The organism is Nocardioides sp. REDSEA-S30_B4, assembly GCF_001627265.1.
Taxonomy (GTDB): domain Bacteria; phylum Actinomycetota; class Actinomycetes; order Propionibacteriales; family Nocardioidaceae; genus Nocardioides.
This window is the reverse complement of sequence record NZ_LUPI01000039.1, coordinates 1-15790: the sequence shown is the minus strand read 5'-3', so window position 1 is coordinate 15790 and position 15790 is coordinate 1. Positions and strand designations below refer to the sequence as shown.

General features: G+C 72.5%; 11 protein-coding genes. 3 read left to right on the top strand and 8 right to left on the bottom strand.

All coding sequences use genetic code 11. The features are described from left to right. Nucleotides 1-8: 8 nt before the first annotated feature. Together A6R01_RS09395 and A6R01_RS09390 are read right to left on the bottom strand one after the other, a co-directional pair. Complete coding sequence (locus A6R01_RS09395; protein WP_292605184.1) at nt 9-905, bottom strand: phosphoribosylaminoimidazolesuccinocarboxamide synthase; 897 nt, start codon at nt 903-905, stop codon at nt 9-11. A gap of 123 nt (nt 906-1028) precedes the next feature. Further along, nucleotides 1029-1616: an antibiotic biosynthesis monooxygenase gene (locus A6R01_RS09390; protein ID WP_292605182.1), complete on the bottom strand. Its 588-nt coding sequence runs from the start codon at nt 1614-1616 to the stop codon at nt 1029-1031. A gap of 226 nt (nt 1617-1842) precedes the next feature. Between A6R01_RS09390 and A6R01_RS09385 the strand changes: the two genes are divergently transcribed. Then, nucleotides 1843-2958, top strand: a complete 1116-nt coding sequence (locus A6R01_RS09385; RefSeq protein WP_292605180.1) for an MFS transporter — start codon at nt 1843-1845, stop codon at nt 2956-2958. A gap of 133 nt (nt 2959-3091) precedes the next feature. On the opposite strand, the gene ppc is transcribed toward A6R01_RS09385, so the two are convergent. The 4 genes from ppc to A6R01_RS09365 form a co-directional block, all read right to left on the bottom strand. Further along, nucleotides 3092-5941 carry a phosphoenolpyruvate carboxylase gene (gene ppc / locus A6R01_RS09380; RefSeq protein ID WP_292605179.1) on the bottom strand — a complete coding sequence of 950 codons (2850 nt, stop codon included), beginning with the start codon at nt 5939-5941 and terminating at the stop codon, nt 3092-3094. Nucleotides 5942-6008: 67 nt separating this feature from the next. After that, nucleotides 6009-7448: an adenylosuccinate lyase gene (gene purB, locus A6R01_RS09375; protein WP_292605178.1), complete on the bottom strand. Its 1440-nt coding sequence runs from the start codon at nt 7446-7448 to the stop codon at nt 6009-6011. A gap of 111 nt (nt 7449-7559) precedes the next feature. Continuing rightward, nucleotides 7560-8810, bottom strand: coding sequence for a phosphoribosylamine--glycine ligase (gene purD, locus A6R01_RS09370; protein WP_292605244.1), 1251 nt, complete (start codon nt 8808-8810; stop codon nt 7560-7562). Nucleotides 8811-8855: 45 nt separating this feature from the next. Further along, a complete protein-coding gene (locus tag A6R01_RS09365) occupies nt 8856-10154 on the bottom strand; it encodes an adenylosuccinate synthase (RefSeq protein WP_292605177.1) in 1299 nt (432 codons plus the stop codon). A 235-nt stretch (nt 10155-10389) separates the two neighbouring features. Here A6R01_RS09365 and A6R01_RS09360 point away from each other — a divergent pair, with 235 nt between their 5' ends. Next, entirely contained in the window at nt 10390-11307 is a 918-nt protein-coding gene (locus tag A6R01_RS09360; protein ID WP_292605176.1) for a diacylglycerol kinase family protein, read from the top strand. Between the two features lie 85 nt (nt 11308-11392). On the opposite strand, the gene A6R01_RS09355 is transcribed toward A6R01_RS09360, so the two are convergent. Continuing rightward, on the bottom strand, nt 11393-12373 hold the full coding sequence (locus tag A6R01_RS09355) for a helix-turn-helix transcriptional regulator (protein ID WP_292605175.1): 981 nt from the start codon (nt 12371-12373) through the stop codon (nt 11393-11395). A gap of 282 nt (nt 12374-12655) precedes the next feature. Here A6R01_RS09355 and lysS point away from each other — a divergent pair, with 282 nt between their 5' ends. Then, nucleotides 12656-14401, top strand: a complete 1746-nt coding sequence (gene lysS, locus A6R01_RS09350) for a lysine--tRNA ligase (protein ID WP_292605174.1) — start codon at nt 12656-12658, stop codon at nt 14399-14401. Nucleotides 14402-14516: 115 nt separating this feature from the next. Here lysS and A6R01_RS09345 read toward each other — a convergent pair. Beyond that, the coding region (locus A6R01_RS09345) for a putative sulfate exporter family transporter (protein ID WP_292605173.1) at nt 14517-15790 on the bottom strand (1274 nt) is incomplete at its 5' end.

Here is a 15790-nt window from a genome sequence, read left to right as displayed (position 1 = left end):
ACCCGCTCTCAGAACCGCTGGCCGGTGAGGCGCTCGTAGGCCTCGATGTAGCGCGAACGGGTGCGCTCGACGACCTCGGTGGGCAGCGCGGGCGGCGCCTCGCCGGACGCCTTGTCCCAGCCCGACTCGGGAGAGAGTGCCCAGTTGCGCACGATCTGCTTGTCGTAGGACGGCTGGGTGCGGCCGGGCTCGTAGTCGTCGGCCGGCCAGAACCGGCTGGAGTCGGGGGTGAGCACCTCGTCGCCCAGGACGACGGCCCCGTCCGACCTCCGCCCGAACTCCAGCTTCGTGTCGGCCAGCAGGATGCCGCGCTCCCGGGCCAGCGACTCGGCGCGGGCGTAGACCTGCAGCGTCAGGTCGCGCAGGGCGGCCGCGTCGTCGGCACCGATGGTCGCCACGACGGCGTCGTAGGAGACGTTCTCGTCGTGGTCGCCGAGCTCGGCCTTCGTGGCGGGGGTGAAGATCGGGTGGTCCAGGCGGCTGCCGTCGACCAGACCGGCGGGCAGCGGGACCCCGCAGACCTCGCCGGTGGCGCGGTAGTCGATGAGGCCGGAGCCGGTGAGGTAGCCGCGGGCCACGCACTCGACCGGGAACATGTCGAGCTTCTCGCAGATCACCGCGCGGCCGCGGACGGCCTCGGGCACGTCGGTGGACACCACGTGGTGCGGGACCAGGTCGGAGAGCTGCTCGAACCACCACAGCGACATCCGGGTCAGGATCTCGCCCTTGTCGGGGATCGTGGTGTCGAGCACGAAGTCGAAGATCGAGAGGCGGTCGCTGGCGACCATGAGGAAGCGGCCGGCGTGGTCGCCCTCGGTGACCTCGTAGAGGTCACGCACCTTGCCGGAGTGGACGTGCCGGGTGCCGGCGATCGCGGGAGCGGGCGGGATGTTCAGGTCGGCCACGGCCCCAGCCTAGGGCCGCCCCCCGGTGGTCGAGCAGCGAGGAGCGCCGGCGAGCAGCGGGCCGGTCCCGGTGGTCGAGCAGCGAGGAGCGCCAGCGACGAGCGGACGTCGAGCCCCCGCCACTCACCGTGCGCGGCGCCAGGGCGGCGGCTGCCCCTGGAGGAACCACTCCATCCGTCGCGTGATCCACGGCAGCGCGAAGTACGTCATCGTCGGCGTCATCACCGCGATGACCAGGAAGACCCGCAGCAGCAGCGTCAGGTCGTTGACCCCGACCGCGCCGGCCAGCCAGTTGACCAGCACCGACAACGGGTAGAACACCAGGAAGATGGTCACCGCCTGCTTCCACCGCGGCGGCGCCTTCGGGCCCATGCGGAGGTCACGGATGTCGCGGGAGTGCGGCTCGTCGAACCAGCCCTCGATCCCGGTACGCCGCTCCACTCGGCTCTCCACGACGCCCAGCCCGGCCGCGGAGTCGCGCCACCACTGTCGCTGCGGGGAGTCCTCCCACGCCTGGAGCGACTCGGCGTCGGCGAACCGGTAGAGCATGTGCCACGTCTCGGAGTCGGCCTCCGGCCGGACCCACCCGGCGCCGAGGAACCCCGGGAAGCGCTGGGCCAACGTCGTACCCGCCTGCAGCCAGCTGGTCATCTCGACCTCGCGGCCGGGGTCGAGATGCCGGGTGATGCTCACGGTGACGGGGGTGGACATGCCCCCTATGGTCGCGGCCCTGCACCCGGTCCGCCACGTCGGCACTCCTCCACAACCTTCCCGAGTGGCCACCACCACGCCCCAGCACGCCGGGCCGGCGTACCAATGCGCCGGTTCGACCCACCCGCACGCCGAGCCGGCGTACCAATGCGCCGGCTCGACCCGCTGTGCTCGACCGGCTGTGCTCGACCCGGGAGGGTGTTGGGCGCGGGGAGAGGGTGGGGTGGTGGTCGAGCAGCAGGCGCAGCCCGCGACGGGCGAGGACGCGGAGGGGCGGCGGAGCACGGCGTACGAGCCGGACCCGCGGCGCTGGCGCATCCTCGCGGTGTCGCTGGTCGTCGGCTTCATGTCGCTGCTCGACGTCACGATCGTCAACGTCGCGATCCCCTCGATGCAGTCGGGGCTGGACACGTCGGCGGCCGCGGTGCAGTGGGTGGTGTCGGGGTACGCGCTGAGCTTCGGCCTGGTGCTCGTGATCGGCGGGCGGCTCGGCGACGCGTTCGGGCGACGGCGGCTGATGCTGGTCGGGCTGACCGGGTTCGTGGTTTCCAGCGCGCTCGTCGGGATCGCCCCGGGCATCGAGCTCGTGGTGGCCGCGAGGCTGCTCCAGGGCATCAGCGCCGGGCTGCTGACCCCGCAGAACTCCGGGCTCATCCAGACGCTCTTCCGGGGCGCGGAGCGGGGACGGGCCTTCGGCCTCTTCGGCTTCGTCGTCTCGATCTCCTCCGCGCTCGGCCCCGTGCTCGGCGGGCTGATCATCACCCTGGCAGGCAGCGAGGACGGCTGGCGCTGGATCTTCTGGGTCAACGTGCCCGTCGGACTGGTGGCGCTCGTGCTGGTCGCCCGGATCGTCCCGTCCGAGGTCTCCTCGGAGGGCGACGACCCCAGGCTCGACCTCGTCGGCGCGCTCCTGCTCGGGCTGGCCGTGCTGTGCGTGATCTACCCGCTGGTGAGCCTGGAGGGCGGCGGGTACCGCTGGCTGGTCCTGCTCGCGGCGGTCCCGGCGCTGGGTTGGGCGTTCGTGCGGTGGGAGCGCCGGGTGGTGGCGCGGGGCGGTGCGCCGCTGCTGTTCGTCGCCGGGCTCGGTGGCGGGGCGGTCATCTCCCCCAACATCACCCTCACCCTCGACGAGGTCCCGCCGCGGATGGGCGGCGCTGCCGGCGGGGCGCTGCAGACCGGCCAGCGCATCGGCTCGGCGCTCGGCACGGCCGCAGGCGTCACCGCCTACACCGTCGTCGCCACGTCGTACGGCGCTGCCGCCGGCCTGCGCGCGGCGCTGGTCGTGGCCGCGCTGATGGTCGCCGCTTCGCTGGCCGTCGCGGTCCGCTCGTTGCGGTCGTGACGAATGCCCCCACGTAGCCGGACGGACCGAACAGCGGCGGAACTGACGGACACGCCGCGTGGGTCGGTGGTCGACCAGCCGGTTCGGTCCGTCCGGCTACGGCCACCCCGGGCCAGCCCGGGGTCAGCCGGGATCAGCCGGTGTTTCGCAGCCCCGCGGCGATGCCGTTGATCGTCAGCGACAGCGCGCGTTGGACGTCCTCGGGCGCGGAGGCGTCCGGGTCGTCGCCGACGGCCTCGCGGGAGCGGGCCAGCATCGAGACCTGGAGCGCGTGCAGCGGCGCGAGGTAGTGGTCGCGCAGCTCGAGGGTGCGGCGCAGCACCGGAGCCTGCTCGAGCAGCGCGGACTGGCCGGTCACCCGCAGCACCTCCTCGACGGTGCGCTCGTGCTCGGCGCGGATGACGTCGAAGATGCCGGCCGCCTCGTCGGGCACGAGGGTGCGGACGTAGCGACCGGCGATGTCGAGGTCGGTCTTGGTGAGCGTCATCTGCACGTTGGAGAGGAAGGTGCGGAAGAAGCTCCAAGAGCCGTACATCTCCTGCAGCGTCTCCAGGCGACCGTCCTCGCGGGCCGCGGCGAGGCCGGAGCCGACGCCGAACCAGCCGGGCAGGATGATCCGCGACTGGGTCCACCCGAAGACCCACGGGATCGCGCGCAGGTCGTCGAGGCCGCCGGCGCCGCCGGGGCGCTTGGACGGGCGCGAGCCGATGTTCATCTTGCCCAGCTCGTCGACCGGGGTCGCGGTGACGAAGAACGGCACGAGCGCCTCGTCGCGCACCAGCCCGCGGTAGGCCGTCTGGCCGTGGCCGGCGACCAGGTCCATGGTGCCGTTCCAGTCGTCGAGGACCTCCTGCGGCAGCAGCGAGGTGCGGTGCAGGACCGATGCCTCGACCACGGCGGCGAGCGCGCCCTCGAGGTTGTAGCGACCGAGCTCGGGCAGGAGGTACTTGTCGGAGATGACCTCGCCCTGCTCGGTCACCTTGATGGGCCCGTCGAGAGAGCCGTAGGGCTGGGAGAGGATCGCCTCCGCCGTCGGGCCACCGCCACGACCCACCGAGCCGCCGCGGCCGTGGAAGAGCCGCAGCCGCACGCCGTGCTCGCGGGCGATGTCGCGCAGCGCCCGCTGGGCGCGGTGGATCTGCCACTGCGAGGCGGCGATGCCGGCGTCCTTGGAGGAGTCTGAGTAGCCGAGCATGATCTCCTGCACGTCCCCGCGGGCGGCGACCACGCGACGGTACGCCGGGTCCGAGAGCAGCCGCTCCAGCAGCGGCCCCGCCACCTCGAGCTCGGCGACGGTCTCGAAGAGCGGGGCGAACCCGATCCGCGCGACCGCGTCCTCCCCCTCGGCGCCTGTGTCGACCAGCCCGGCCTCGCGGGCCAGCACCACGACCGCGAAGAGGTCGTCGACGTCGTGCGCCATCGACACGATGTAGGTCTCGACGACGTCGGGGCCGTAGGTGTCCAGCGCCGTGCGCAGGGTCTGCATCAGCTCCAGGCTGGCGGCGGCCTGACCGTCACCCAGCGGGTGCCCGGCGCCGACGAGCGGACGCCGACCCGCCATCTCCCGGGAGAGCAGCTCGATGCGCTGCTCACGGTCGAGGTCGGCGTACGGCACGTCGAGCTCGCCGGTGCGGTCGAAGAGCTCCGCGAGGGCGTCGTGGTGCTTGCCGCTGTGCTCGCGCACGTCGAGGGTCGCCATGCCGAGGCCGGTCGCGGTGGCGGTGCGGATCATCCGCAGGATCGCGCCGTTGCCGGTCAGCGTGTCGCCGTCAGCGAGCATCGAGTCGCGCACGAGCGTGAGGTCGCGCAGCAGCTCGGCGAACCCGAGGTAGTCGCGGCCGGGCTCGTGGGCGGTGCCGTTCGCGAGCCGGTCGCGGGTGCGCTGGAGACGGACGCGGACGAAGCTGAGCTTGAGGCGGTAGGGCTCCTCGGCGTTGAGCCGCTTGATCGTGGAGTAGGTGATCGGCAGCGCCTCGGCGTCGGCGGCCAGCGACTCCTGGAGCTCCTCGGTCACGTCGACGACGCGGGTGGAGGCGCTCATCTCGGTGAGCAGCTCTTCGACCTGGCGGACCAGCTCGCGCAGCCCGAAGTCATGCTGCAGGCCGAGCACCTCCAGCGTGACCTCCGGGGTGACGAACGGGTTGCCGTCGCGGTCGCCGCCCGCCCACGTGCCGAAGCGCAGCGGCCGCGCGTCGGCGGGCAGCTCGACACCGACGGTGCCGAGCTGGTGCTGCAGCTCCTCCATCAGCCCGGGGATGACGTGCTGGGCGATCTGGGCGAGGTAGTAGAGCGCGGTGCGCGCCTCGTCGGTGGGCTGCGGCTTGGCGATGCGCAGCTCGTCGGTCTGCCACAGCAGGTCGACCAGCTCGGCGAGGCGGCGCTCGGTGCGCGCGTCGTCGCCGGGGCGGCGGCGCGGGTCCTCGGCGGCGGCGATCGTCGCGGCGACCTTGCGCAGCAGCCGCAGGACCGTGCGGCGGGTGGACTCGGTGGGGTGGGCGGTGAAGACGGGGCGGTACTCGACCCGGCCGAGCACCTCGGTCAGCAGCTCCGGGCTCAGCGAGCCCTCGTCGAGCGCCTCACGGATGCGGCCGGTCGTCGCGGCCAGCGGCCCCTCGCCGTCCTCGGTCACCTCCTGCCAGCGGTGCAGCTGCTCGGTGACGTTGACGAGCTGGAAGTACGCCGTGAATGCGCGCGCCAGGGTCACGGCCGTCGCGTCGTCCTGCTCGCTGAGCAGCGCGTGCAGGTCGCCGTCGTCGGGGTCGCGCGAGAGCTCGCGGACCTGCTCGACCAGCGCGAGCGTCTCCGGACCCTGGTGCCGGCTGATCGCCTCCCCGAGCAGGCGGCCGAGCTGACGCACCGACGCCCGCAGCGAGGCGTGCTGCTCGTCGGAGGACACGCCCCCCGCGAACGCCGACACCCGGGGCTCGCGGCGGTCGGCCTCGATGAGGTCGGCGGTCTCCGGCGTACGGGTCTCCTCAACCATGCGGACAAGTCAACACGTCGGATGTTTCACCCGGGTGAGGTGTCCGCCGCAGCGAGTGGAAGCGGCGTCAGAGGATGGCGCCGGGCGAGTACGCCGCAGCCGCCGGGTGCCGCTCGCACAGCGCCTCGACGGCCCGGACGACCGCCTGCACCTGCGCCACAGCGGCGCCGGTGAAGCTGATCGGCTCCGCGACCAGCGCCTCGAGCTGGGCCTGGGTGAGCCCGAGCCGCTCGTCGGCGGCGAGCTTGGCGAAGACGTCGTTCTCGGCCTGGCCCTGGCGCATCGAGAGCGCGGTGCCGACCGCGGCCTCCTTGATCGCCTCGTGGGCGGTCTCGCGGCCGACGCCGTTGCGGACCGCGCTCATCAGCACCTTGGTGGTGGCCAGGAACGGGAGGTAGCGGTCGAGCTCGCGCTGGATCACGGCCGGGAACGCGCCGAACTCGTCGAGCACGGTGAGGAAGGTCTGGAACAGCCCGTCGACGGCGAAGAACGCGTCGGGCAGCGCCACGCGGCGTACGACGGAGCAGGACACGTCGCCCTCGTTCCACTGGTCGCCGGCCAGCTCGCCCACCATCGAGAGGTAGCCGCGGGTGACGACGGCCAGGCCGTTGACGCGCTCGCAGGAGCGGGTGTTCATCTTGTGCGGCATCGCCGAGGAGCCGACCTGCCCCTCCTTGAAGCCCTCGGTGACGATCTCGTTGCCGGCCATCAGCCGGATCGTGGTCGCGAGGTTCGACGGGCCGGCGGTCAGCTGGACCAACGCGGAGAGCACGTCGAAGTCCAGGCTGCGCGGGTAGACCTGCCCGACGCTGGTCAGCACCCGCTCGAAGCCGAGGTGGGCGGCGACGCGCTGCTCGAGGTCGGCGAGCTTCTCGGCGTCACCGTCGAGGAGGTCGAGCATGTCCTGGGCGGTGCCCATCGGGCCCTTGATGCCGCGCAGCGGGTAGCGCGCGAGGAGGTCCTCGACGCGCTCGACGGAGACCAGCATCTCGTCGGCGGCGGTCGCGAACCGCTTGCCCAGCGTGGTCGCCTGCGCGGCGACGTTGTGGGAGCGTCCGGCCATCACGGTGGTCTCGTGCTCGGCGGCGAGGCGGCCGAGCCGCGCCAGGGTGGCGACGGCGCGGTCGCGCAGGAGGGCGAGGGACTGCTTGACCTGCAGCTGCTCGACGTTCTCGGTGAGGTCGCGGCTGGTCATGCCCTTGTGGATGTGCTCGTGACCGGCGAGCGCGCAGAACTCCTCGATGCGCGCCTTCACGTCGTGGCGGGTGACCCGCTCGCGCGCGGCGATCGAGTCGAGGTCGACGGCCTCCTCGCCGCGGGCCACGACCGCCTCGTAGGCCTCGACGACGCCCTCGGGGACCTCGATGCCGAGGTCCTTCTGGGCCTTCAGCACCGCGACCCAGAGCTGGCGCTCCAGGACGATCTTGTGCTCGGGCGACCAGATCTCGGCCAGGTCGGCGGCGGCGTAACGGGTGGCGAGGACGTTCGGGACGGTCACGGCGGCCATTGTCGCGTGTCCGTCCGTGCGGGGCACATCGTGGTCCGGGGCGGGGGTCTCACGCCCCACCGATGCACCTGCGTCGGGGCACCGTGAGCTTCATCGGCGCCCCGATGAACCTCACGCCTCGCCGGCCGCCGCCTTCGCCGCGATGTCGGTCCGGTGCTGGGCGCCCTCGAACTCGATGCAGCTCACCCCGTCGTACGCCGCTTCGCGCGCCTCGCCGAGGGAGCCACCGGTCCCGACGACTGCCAGCACGCGTCCGCCGGCGGTGACCGTGGCCCGCTCGACCATCGCGGTGCCCGCGTGGATGACGTGCACGCCCTCGAGCGCCTCCGCGTCGGGGAGCCCGCGGATCACGTCGCCCTTGGAGGAGGACTCGGGGTAGCCGGCCGAGGCCATCACGACGGCGACGGCCGCGCCCGGCTTCCAGGTGGGCGCGGGGACCGAGGCGAGCGTGCCGGTGGCCGAGCCCATCAGCAGCGGGGAGAGCGGGGAGTCCAGCAGCGCCATGAGTGGCTGGGTCTCGGGGTCGCCGAAGCGGGCGTTGAACTCGACCACGCGCACGCCGCGGGAGGTGAGCGCGAGGCCGGCGTAGAGCAGACCGGAGAACGGGGTGCCGCGGCGGGCCATCTCGTCGACGGTCGGCTGCAGCACGTCGCGCAGGACCTCCTCGACCAGGCCCTCGGGCGCCCACGGCAGCGGGGTGTAGGCGCCCATGCCGCCGGTGTTGGCGCCCTCGTCGCCGTCGAAGATGCGCTTGAAGTCCTGGGCGGGCTGCAGCGGGTAGACGGTGGTCCCGTCGGTCAGGGCGAACAACGACACCTCCGGCCCGTCGAGGAACTCCTCGATCACCACGCGCTCGCACTGCGCGGCGTGCTCGACGGCGGCGTCGCGGTCGGTGGTGACGACCACGCCCTTGCCGGCGGCCAGGCCGTCGTCCTTGACGACGTAGGGCGGGCCGTAGGCGTCGAGGGCGGCCTGCACCTCGACCGGGGTCGTGCACACCATCGCGGCGGCGGTCGGGACGCCGGCGGCCTCCATGACCTCCTTGGCGAACGCCTTGGAGCCCTCGAGCTGCGCGGCGGCACCGGACGGACCGAAGACCGCGATCCCCCGCGCCCGCACCACGTCGGCGACCCCGGCCACCAGCGGCGCCTCGGGGCCCACGACGACCAGGTCCGCGCCCAGCGACTCGGCGAGGTCGGCGACCGACTCCCCCGAGAGCGGGTCGACGTCGTGCAGCGTGGCGACCGCGGCGATGCCGGGGTTGCCCGGCGCCGCGTGCACCGCGGCGACTCCGGGGTCGAGCGAGAGCGCGCGGGCCAGCGCGTGCTCGCGCCCCCCGGTGCCGATGACGAGACAGGTCAGGGGGGACGAGCTCACGCGAGGGTCCTTCTCAGCCGGAGGGGAGGATCAGATCAGCGGGTGGACGACGACGGTGGCGTCCCGCGAGGGCCCGACGCCCACGGCGGAGATCCGGGCGCCGGACATCTTCTCCACCGCACGCACGTAGTCCTGCGCGTTCTGCGGCAGGTCGGCGAACGTGCGGGCGCCGGAGATGTCCTCCCACCAGCCGGGGAGGTACTCGTAGATCGGCACCGCGTGGTGGAAGTCGGTCTGGTTGACCGGCATCTCGTCGTGACGCACGCCGCCCACGTCGTAGGCGACGCACACGGGCACCTGCTCGAGGCCGGTCAGCACGTCGAGCTTGGTGAGCACGAAGTCGGTGACGCCGTTGACCCGCGCGGCGTAGCGGGCGATGACCGCGTCGTACCAGCCGCAACGCCGCGGGCGGCCGGTCGTCGTGCCGAACTCGGCACCCACCTTGCGCAGGTGCTCGCCGGAGTCGTCGAACAGCTCGGTCGGGAACGGCCCCTCGCCCACGCGCGTGGTGTAGGCCTTCACGATGCCGATGACCTGGTCCATCCGCATCGGCGGGATGCCCGAGCCGGTGCAGGCGCCGCCGGCGGTGGCCGAGGAGGAGGTGACGAACGGGTAGGTGCCGTGGTCGACGTCGAGCAGTGTGGCCTGGCCGGCCTCGAGCAGCACGGTCTCGCCGCGGTCCAGCGCCTGGTTGAGCAGCAGGCCGGTGTCGCGCACCATCGGGCGCAGCCGGTCGGCGTGCTTGAGCAGCTCGGCGACGGTCTCGTCGACCAGCGGGGCGCGGCGGTTGTAGATCTTGGTCAGCACCTGGCCCTTGAGCTCGAGGGCGCCCTCGACCTTCTGGCGCAGGATCTTCTCGTCGAAGAGGTCCTGGATGCGGATGCCGATGCGGTTCATCTTGTCGGCGTACGTCGGCCCGATGCCGCGTCCGGTGGTGCCGAGCCGGCGGGAGCCGAGGAACCGCTCGGTGACCTTGTCCAGGGTCCGGTTGTAGTCGGCGATGACGTGCGCGCTGGCGCTGACGACCAGCTTCGAGGTGTCGACGCCGCGGGCCTCGAGGCCGTCGAGCTCCTCCATCAGCACGTCGAGGTCGACCACGACGCCGTTGCCGATCACCGGGGTGCAGCCGGGAGTGAGGATGCCGGAGGGCAGCAGGTGCAGGGCGTACTTCTCCTGCTTGCCGTCAGGGGTGTCGATGACGACGGTGTGGCCGGCATTGTTGCCGCCGTTGAACTTCACGACGTAGTCGACGCTGGAGCCGAGCAGGTCGGTGGCCTTGCCCTTCCCCTCGTCTCCCCACTGGGCACCGATGATGGCGATCGCGGGCATCTGCTCGCTACTTTCTGGTTGCCGGACACTGCGGTCCCGGCGCTGGCAGCGCCGGGGAAACGCGAAGAGCCCGGCACAAGGCGCGCCGGGGCTCTTGCGGCGCAACGCTACCAAAATCCGGTCCGCCCGAGCCTGTCGCGCCCGCCCGCGGACCGTCGGGCCGGCGTACCGGTGCGCCGGCCCGTCCCCCACCTCACCCCCCGGGGAGACCTGCCGACGACTACGCTCGCACGTCGTGGAGCCCCTGCTCGTCATCAAGAACAGCGACGCCGGCACCGCCGACGAGGAGACGCTCGAGCGGGGCCTGGCCGTGCTGCGCGAGGCCACGTCGGTCGAGGTCGCGGCGACCTCCGACCCCGGGGAGCTCAACGGCGTCCTGCACCGCGCCGGGTCGCGCACGATCGTGGTGGCCGGCGGCGACGGCAGCATGCACGCCGTCGTCTCCGCGCTGCACCGGCGCCACGAGCTCGCCGAGCGCACGCTCGCGCTGCTGCCGCTGGGCACCGGCAACGACTTCGCGCGGGGCAACGACATCCCCCTCGAGATCGAGGAGGCCGCCCGCGTCGTCCTCGAGGGCGAGGTCCGGCCCGTGGACCTGGTCGTCGACGAGGTCGGCGAGGTCGTGGTCAACCACGTCCACGCCGGCGCCGGCGCCCAGGCCAGCCGACGCGCGTCGGTCTGGAAGGACCGCCTGCACAGCGTCGGCGTGGGCAGGGTCAACCTCGGCAAGCTGGGCTACCCGATCGGCGCCGCCATGGCCGCGGTCAAGCCGCCCTACGTCCGGCTCTGCGTCGAGGTCGACGGTGAGCGGGTCGTGGACTTCGACCAGCCGGTCCTGATGGTGGCCGTCGGCAACGGCTCCGACGTGGGCGGCGGCACCTCGCTCGCCCCGCACGCCGACCCCGAGAGCGGGAAGGTCGACGTCATGGTCGCCCGTTCGATCGGACCGCTGGCGAGGATGGGGTACGCCGTCCAGCTGGTGCGCGGCAAGCACCCCGAGCGCGAGGACGTCATCTACCTCCGCGGCTCGACCGTCTCGGTGTCGGGCGATGAGTTCTACTGCTCGGCCGACGGCGAGGTCTACGGCCCGGAGCGGCACCGCACCTGGCACGTCGAGCCCGCGGCGTACCGGATGGTCCTGCCCCGCCGCTGACACTCACCGGTGGTGGCCGTGCGCCGGCGACCCCTCGGCCGTGCATGAGTGACCTCTCGGCCGTGCGCGAGTGACCTCTCGGCGGTCAGATCCAGCCGCGCTTGGACGCCTCGACACCGGCCTGGAAGCGCGACTCGGCGCCGAGCTCGGACATCAGGTCCGCCACCCGGCGACGGACGGTGCGCAGGCTGACCCCGAGGCGGCGGGCGATCTGCTCGTCCTGGGCCCCGGCCGCGAGCTGCTGCAGCAGGAAGGTCCGCATGTCGGTGCCGCCGCGCTGGGAGGCCGAGGTCAGCGGGGAGGCCTTCTCCCACAGGCACTCGAACCACAGCGTCATCGCCTCCACCCAGCCGCGCTGGCGCACCAGCGAGCGCGGCTCGTCGACGAAGCCCAGCGGCTCGGGGAGGATCACGTGGGTGCTGCCGATGATGAACATCCGGGTCGGCAGCTGCGGCAGCAGCCGGATCTCCTCGCCCACGCCGGCCCGCTGCGCGAGGGTGTCTGCGGCCTCGTGCAGGGCCCGCACCGGGTAGATGGCCCGCGAGCGGCGTCCGCGCTGGATCTGCTCGCCCACGAGCTGGGCCATCGCGTCCTCGCGCGGCTTGCGGAACTGGTCGGGGCGCAGCCACAGCAGGTCGCCGGTGCTGCCGCGGATCAGGGCGGCCAGCAGCTCGACCGGCTGGCCGCCGCTGCTGATCTCACCGTCGACCGGCTGCACCGACTCGACGTCGCCGTCGGCGGGCCGGACGTTGCTGGCGGTCAGGTGCGGCAGCGCCCGGCCGACCGCCTGCAGCCGCGCGTGGGCCGCAGCAGCCGAATCGGCGCTGATCTCGACCATCCGCACGACGGCCTCGGCCGGGGTGAGGACGAAGAGTCGGGAGTCCTCGACCTGCGCGATGCCGCGCTCGACCAGCGGCGCGAGGTCGCGCATCAGCTCCTCTGGGGTGCGCAGCACCGACTGGGCGATCGAGACCAGCTCGCGCCCGCTCTGCCCCACCACCTGGTGGTAGGCGCGGTCGGCGGCCTTGCCGAACCCCAGGGCGGTGATGACCGAGTCGGACGACATCTGGCGATGGTACGACTCCTGACAGGTTGGTGCCAGAGGCCTTTACCCTCCTTGTGGCACGCACCGGACATCCGCATGCTGGGTGCCGGTGGCTCGGGCCCTGGTCCGTGCGGAGCGCCTTTCGTCGGGGGATGAACGCGCTCCGGTCCCACCTCGAGGGCGTCGGAGCCACCCCCCGCCGCGCCCACCCGGTAGCGTGGCCGCGGCCCGGAGCGGGCCGCCCCACAGCCGTATCCCACCCCGACCCACCAGCCCCACCAGCCCCACCAGGAGCAGCACCCCATGTCACGAGGCGGTTCCGCCCGACCCAGCGGCAAGAGCACCGAGCCGATCGACTGGGTGACCCGCGCGGCCGACGACGCGATCCGCCACGCCGGCGGCCAGGAGGCCCTCACCGAGGGCCTGCCCGAGGGACGCATCGTCACCTGCGCGTCCGGCGCGAGCCCGTCGGGGCCGATCCACCTGGGCAACCTGCGCGAGTTCCTGACCCCGCACTTCGTGGCCGAGGAGCTGCGCCGCCGGGGCGTGGCGGTGCGCCACCTGCACAGCTGGGACGACTTCGACCGCTTCCGCAAGGTGCCGGCCGGGGTCGACCCGAGCTGGGCCGAGCACATCGGGCGCCCGCTCTCCGCCGTACCCGACCCGTGGGAGTGCCACGACTCCTGGGCCGAGCACTTCAAGGCACCGCTGCGCGCCGCGCTCGTCGAGCTCGGCGTCGAGATGGTCGAGGTGTCCCAGACCGAGCAGTACCTCGCCGGCGCCTACACCGAGCAGGTCCTCCACGCGATCCGTCACCGCGACGTGATCGAGGAGGTGCTGGCCAAGCACCGCACCAAGAAGACCGAGCCCGCCGCCGAGTCCGAGCAGGAGGCAGCCGCGCTGGCCGACTCCGTGGCCGACGAGGACGACGCCCCCACCAGCACCGGCTCGCTTGCGCGGTTCCCCTACAAGCCCTACTGCCGCAGCTGCGGCCGCGACACCGTCGAGGTCACGTCGTACGACGACGAGACCACGGACCTCGCCTACACCTGCGCCTGCGGCGACTCCCACGTCACCAACGTGGCGACCCAGCCCGAGGGCAAGCTGGTCTGGAAGGTCGACTGGCCGATGCGCTGGGCCTACGAGGGCGTCGACTTCGAGCCCGGCGGGCTCGACCACTCCACGCCCGGCTCGTCCTACACCGTCGGCAAGGAGGTCGTGAAGCGAGTCTTCGACTTCCGCGCGCCCTCCTACGTCGCCTACGCCTTCGTCGGATTCGCCGGCATGCAGAAGATGTCCTCGTCCTCGGGCGGGGTGCCCACCGCCTCCGACGCGCTGCGCATCCTCGAGGCGCCGATCCTGCGCTGGCTCTACGCCCGCCGCCAGCCCAAGCAGGCCTTCGACATCGACTTCGGCCCCGAGGTCGTGCGCCTGTACGACGAGTGGGACGCCCTGAACCGCAAGGCCGAGAACCCCGACAAGCGCGACGCCCAGGTGCTGGCCTACGAGCGCGCGGTCTCCACAGCGGCCGCCGGCACCCTGCCCCGCCCGAAGGTCGTCGTGCCGTTCCGCCTGCTCAGCTCGGTCGCCGACGTGACCGCGGGGTCGGCGGAGCTGATCAGCCGCATCGTCGGCGACGTCGGCCACGCCCACGACTCCGTCGAGGACCTCGAGCCGCGACTGGGCCGCGCGATGACCTGGATGTCGGAGTACGTCCCCGCCGAGGACCGCACCACCGTCCGCGAGACCAAGGACGCCGAGCGGCTGGCCGCGCTCAGCGAGGACGAGGAGCGCTGGCTGCGCCAGCTGCTCGACCGGCTGCCCGACCGTCTCGAGCTCGACGAGACCACCGCGCTGATCTACGGCGTGCCCAAGCTGGCGCGCGGCATGGGCCTCGACGACGCACCGACCGACGAGGTGAAGGCCGACCAGAAGGCGTTCTTCGCGCTGCTCTACGAGCTGCTCGTCGCCGCCGAGCGCGGCCCCCGGCTGCCCACGCTGTTCCTGGCGCTGGGGTCGGACAAGGTGCGCTCGCTGCTGACCCCGTAGGCGTCACCGGGTCTCGAGGCTCGCTGCGCTCGCACCTCGACCACCAGTGCCCCGCTGGTCGAGGTGCGAGGAGCGCCAGCGACGAGCCAGGAGGCCCCCGCGACCCCCGCGACCCTCAGGCCGCCAGTACCACCGGCGCGCCGAGCAGCACGACCAGCAGCGTCGAGCAGGCCGCCAGCGCGAGCCCGCGCCCACCGACCGCTCCCAGCACCCGCGGCCGCAGGGCGCAGCCGAGCGCGGCCATCGCGACGGCGAGCGCGAGGTCCTGCGCACCGCCGGCCACGGTCAGCAGCAGGTCCGGGAGCGGCAGCCAGGTCCGCGCCACGGCCAGCAGCACGAACGCGACCACGAAGCCGGGCACGAGCGGCGCCCGCTCCCCCTGCTCGCCACCGCCCCGTCGCGCCTGCCACCCGAGCACGGCGACGACCGGCGCCAGGAGCAGCACCCGGCCGAGCTTGACAAGCACCGCGACCGAGAGCGCCGTCCCGCCGCCCGCGAGCCCACCCGCGACCACGACCTGGCCGACCTCGTGGGTGCTGGCCCCGGCCCATGCGCCGACCTGCACCGGGTCGAGACCGGCCAGCAGCGCGACGCCGGGCGCCACCATCTTGGGCATCGACTGGTAACCGCCCTCGGTGATCGCCCGCGCGCCGTAGGCCACGCGCTTGCCGCCTTCCAGCAGCTCGGCGACCATCGGGTGGTGCTTGAAGCGCTGGAATTCCATGTAGGGGAACAGGTGCGGGTTCTTGTAGTTCAGGTGGACGACAAAGCCGACGTAAACCTGATTGTTCTCGATGTGGTAGATGAACGACCCGCCGCCCGCGTTGGAGCCCAGCGGCCAGCCCATGGTGTGGGTGACCGAGCCTTCCTTGTGCTTGGCCGGGTCGATCTCCCAGATTTCCTTCATGCCGATGCCGAACTTCTGCGGGCAGTGGCCTTTCTGGAGGTCGTACTTGGCGATCACCTGCTTGGCGAGCGAGCCGCGCACGCCTTCGGCGATGAAGACGTACTTACCGTGCAGTTCCATGCCGGGTTCGTAGTTCGGGCCGTGGCTGCCGTCGGCTTCCTTGCCGAACTCGCCTGCAACCACGCCCTTCACTTCACCGTTCTCGCCATAGACCAGCTCGGAACAGGCCATGCCCGGGAAGATCTCGACACCCAGTTCCTCGGCCTGCTCGGCCATCCAGCGGCAGACGTTGCCCATCGACACGATGTAGTTGCCGTGGTTGTTCATCAGCGGCGGCATCGGGAAGTTCGGAATACGAACGTCGCCCGCCTCGCCCAGCATGTAAAAATTGTCGTCCTTGACCGGCACGTTGAGCGGTGCGCCCTTTTCCTTCCAGTCGGGGATCAGCGCATCCAGACCACATGGGTCAAGCACCGCACCGG

Excerpts from the sequence above, each read along its gene's own strand:
- A6R01_RS09365 (WP_292605177.1), bottom strand. The coding sequence starts at position 10,154 with ATGCCCGCGATCGCCATCATCGGTGCCCAGTGGGGAGACGAGGGGAAG.
- purB (WP_292605178.1), bottom strand. The coding sequence starts at position 7,448 with ATGGCCGCCGTGACCGTCCCGAACGTCCTCGCCACCCGTTACGCCGCC.
- lysS (WP_292605174.1), top strand. The coding sequence starts at position 12,656 with ATGTCACGAGGCGGTTCCGCCCGACCCAGCGGCAAGAGCACCGAGCCG.
- A6R01_RS09390 (WP_292605182.1), bottom strand. The coding sequence starts at position 1,616 with ATGTCCACCCCCGTCACCGTGAGCATCACCCGGCATCTCGACCCCGGC.
- A6R01_RS09355 (WP_292605175.1), bottom strand. The coding sequence starts at position 12,373 with ATGTCGTCCGACTCGGTCATCACCGCCCTGGGGTTCGGCAAGGCCGCC.
- ppc (WP_292605179.1), bottom strand. The coding sequence starts at position 5,941 with ATGGTTGAGGAGACCCGTACGCCGGAGACCGCCGACCTCATCGAGGCC.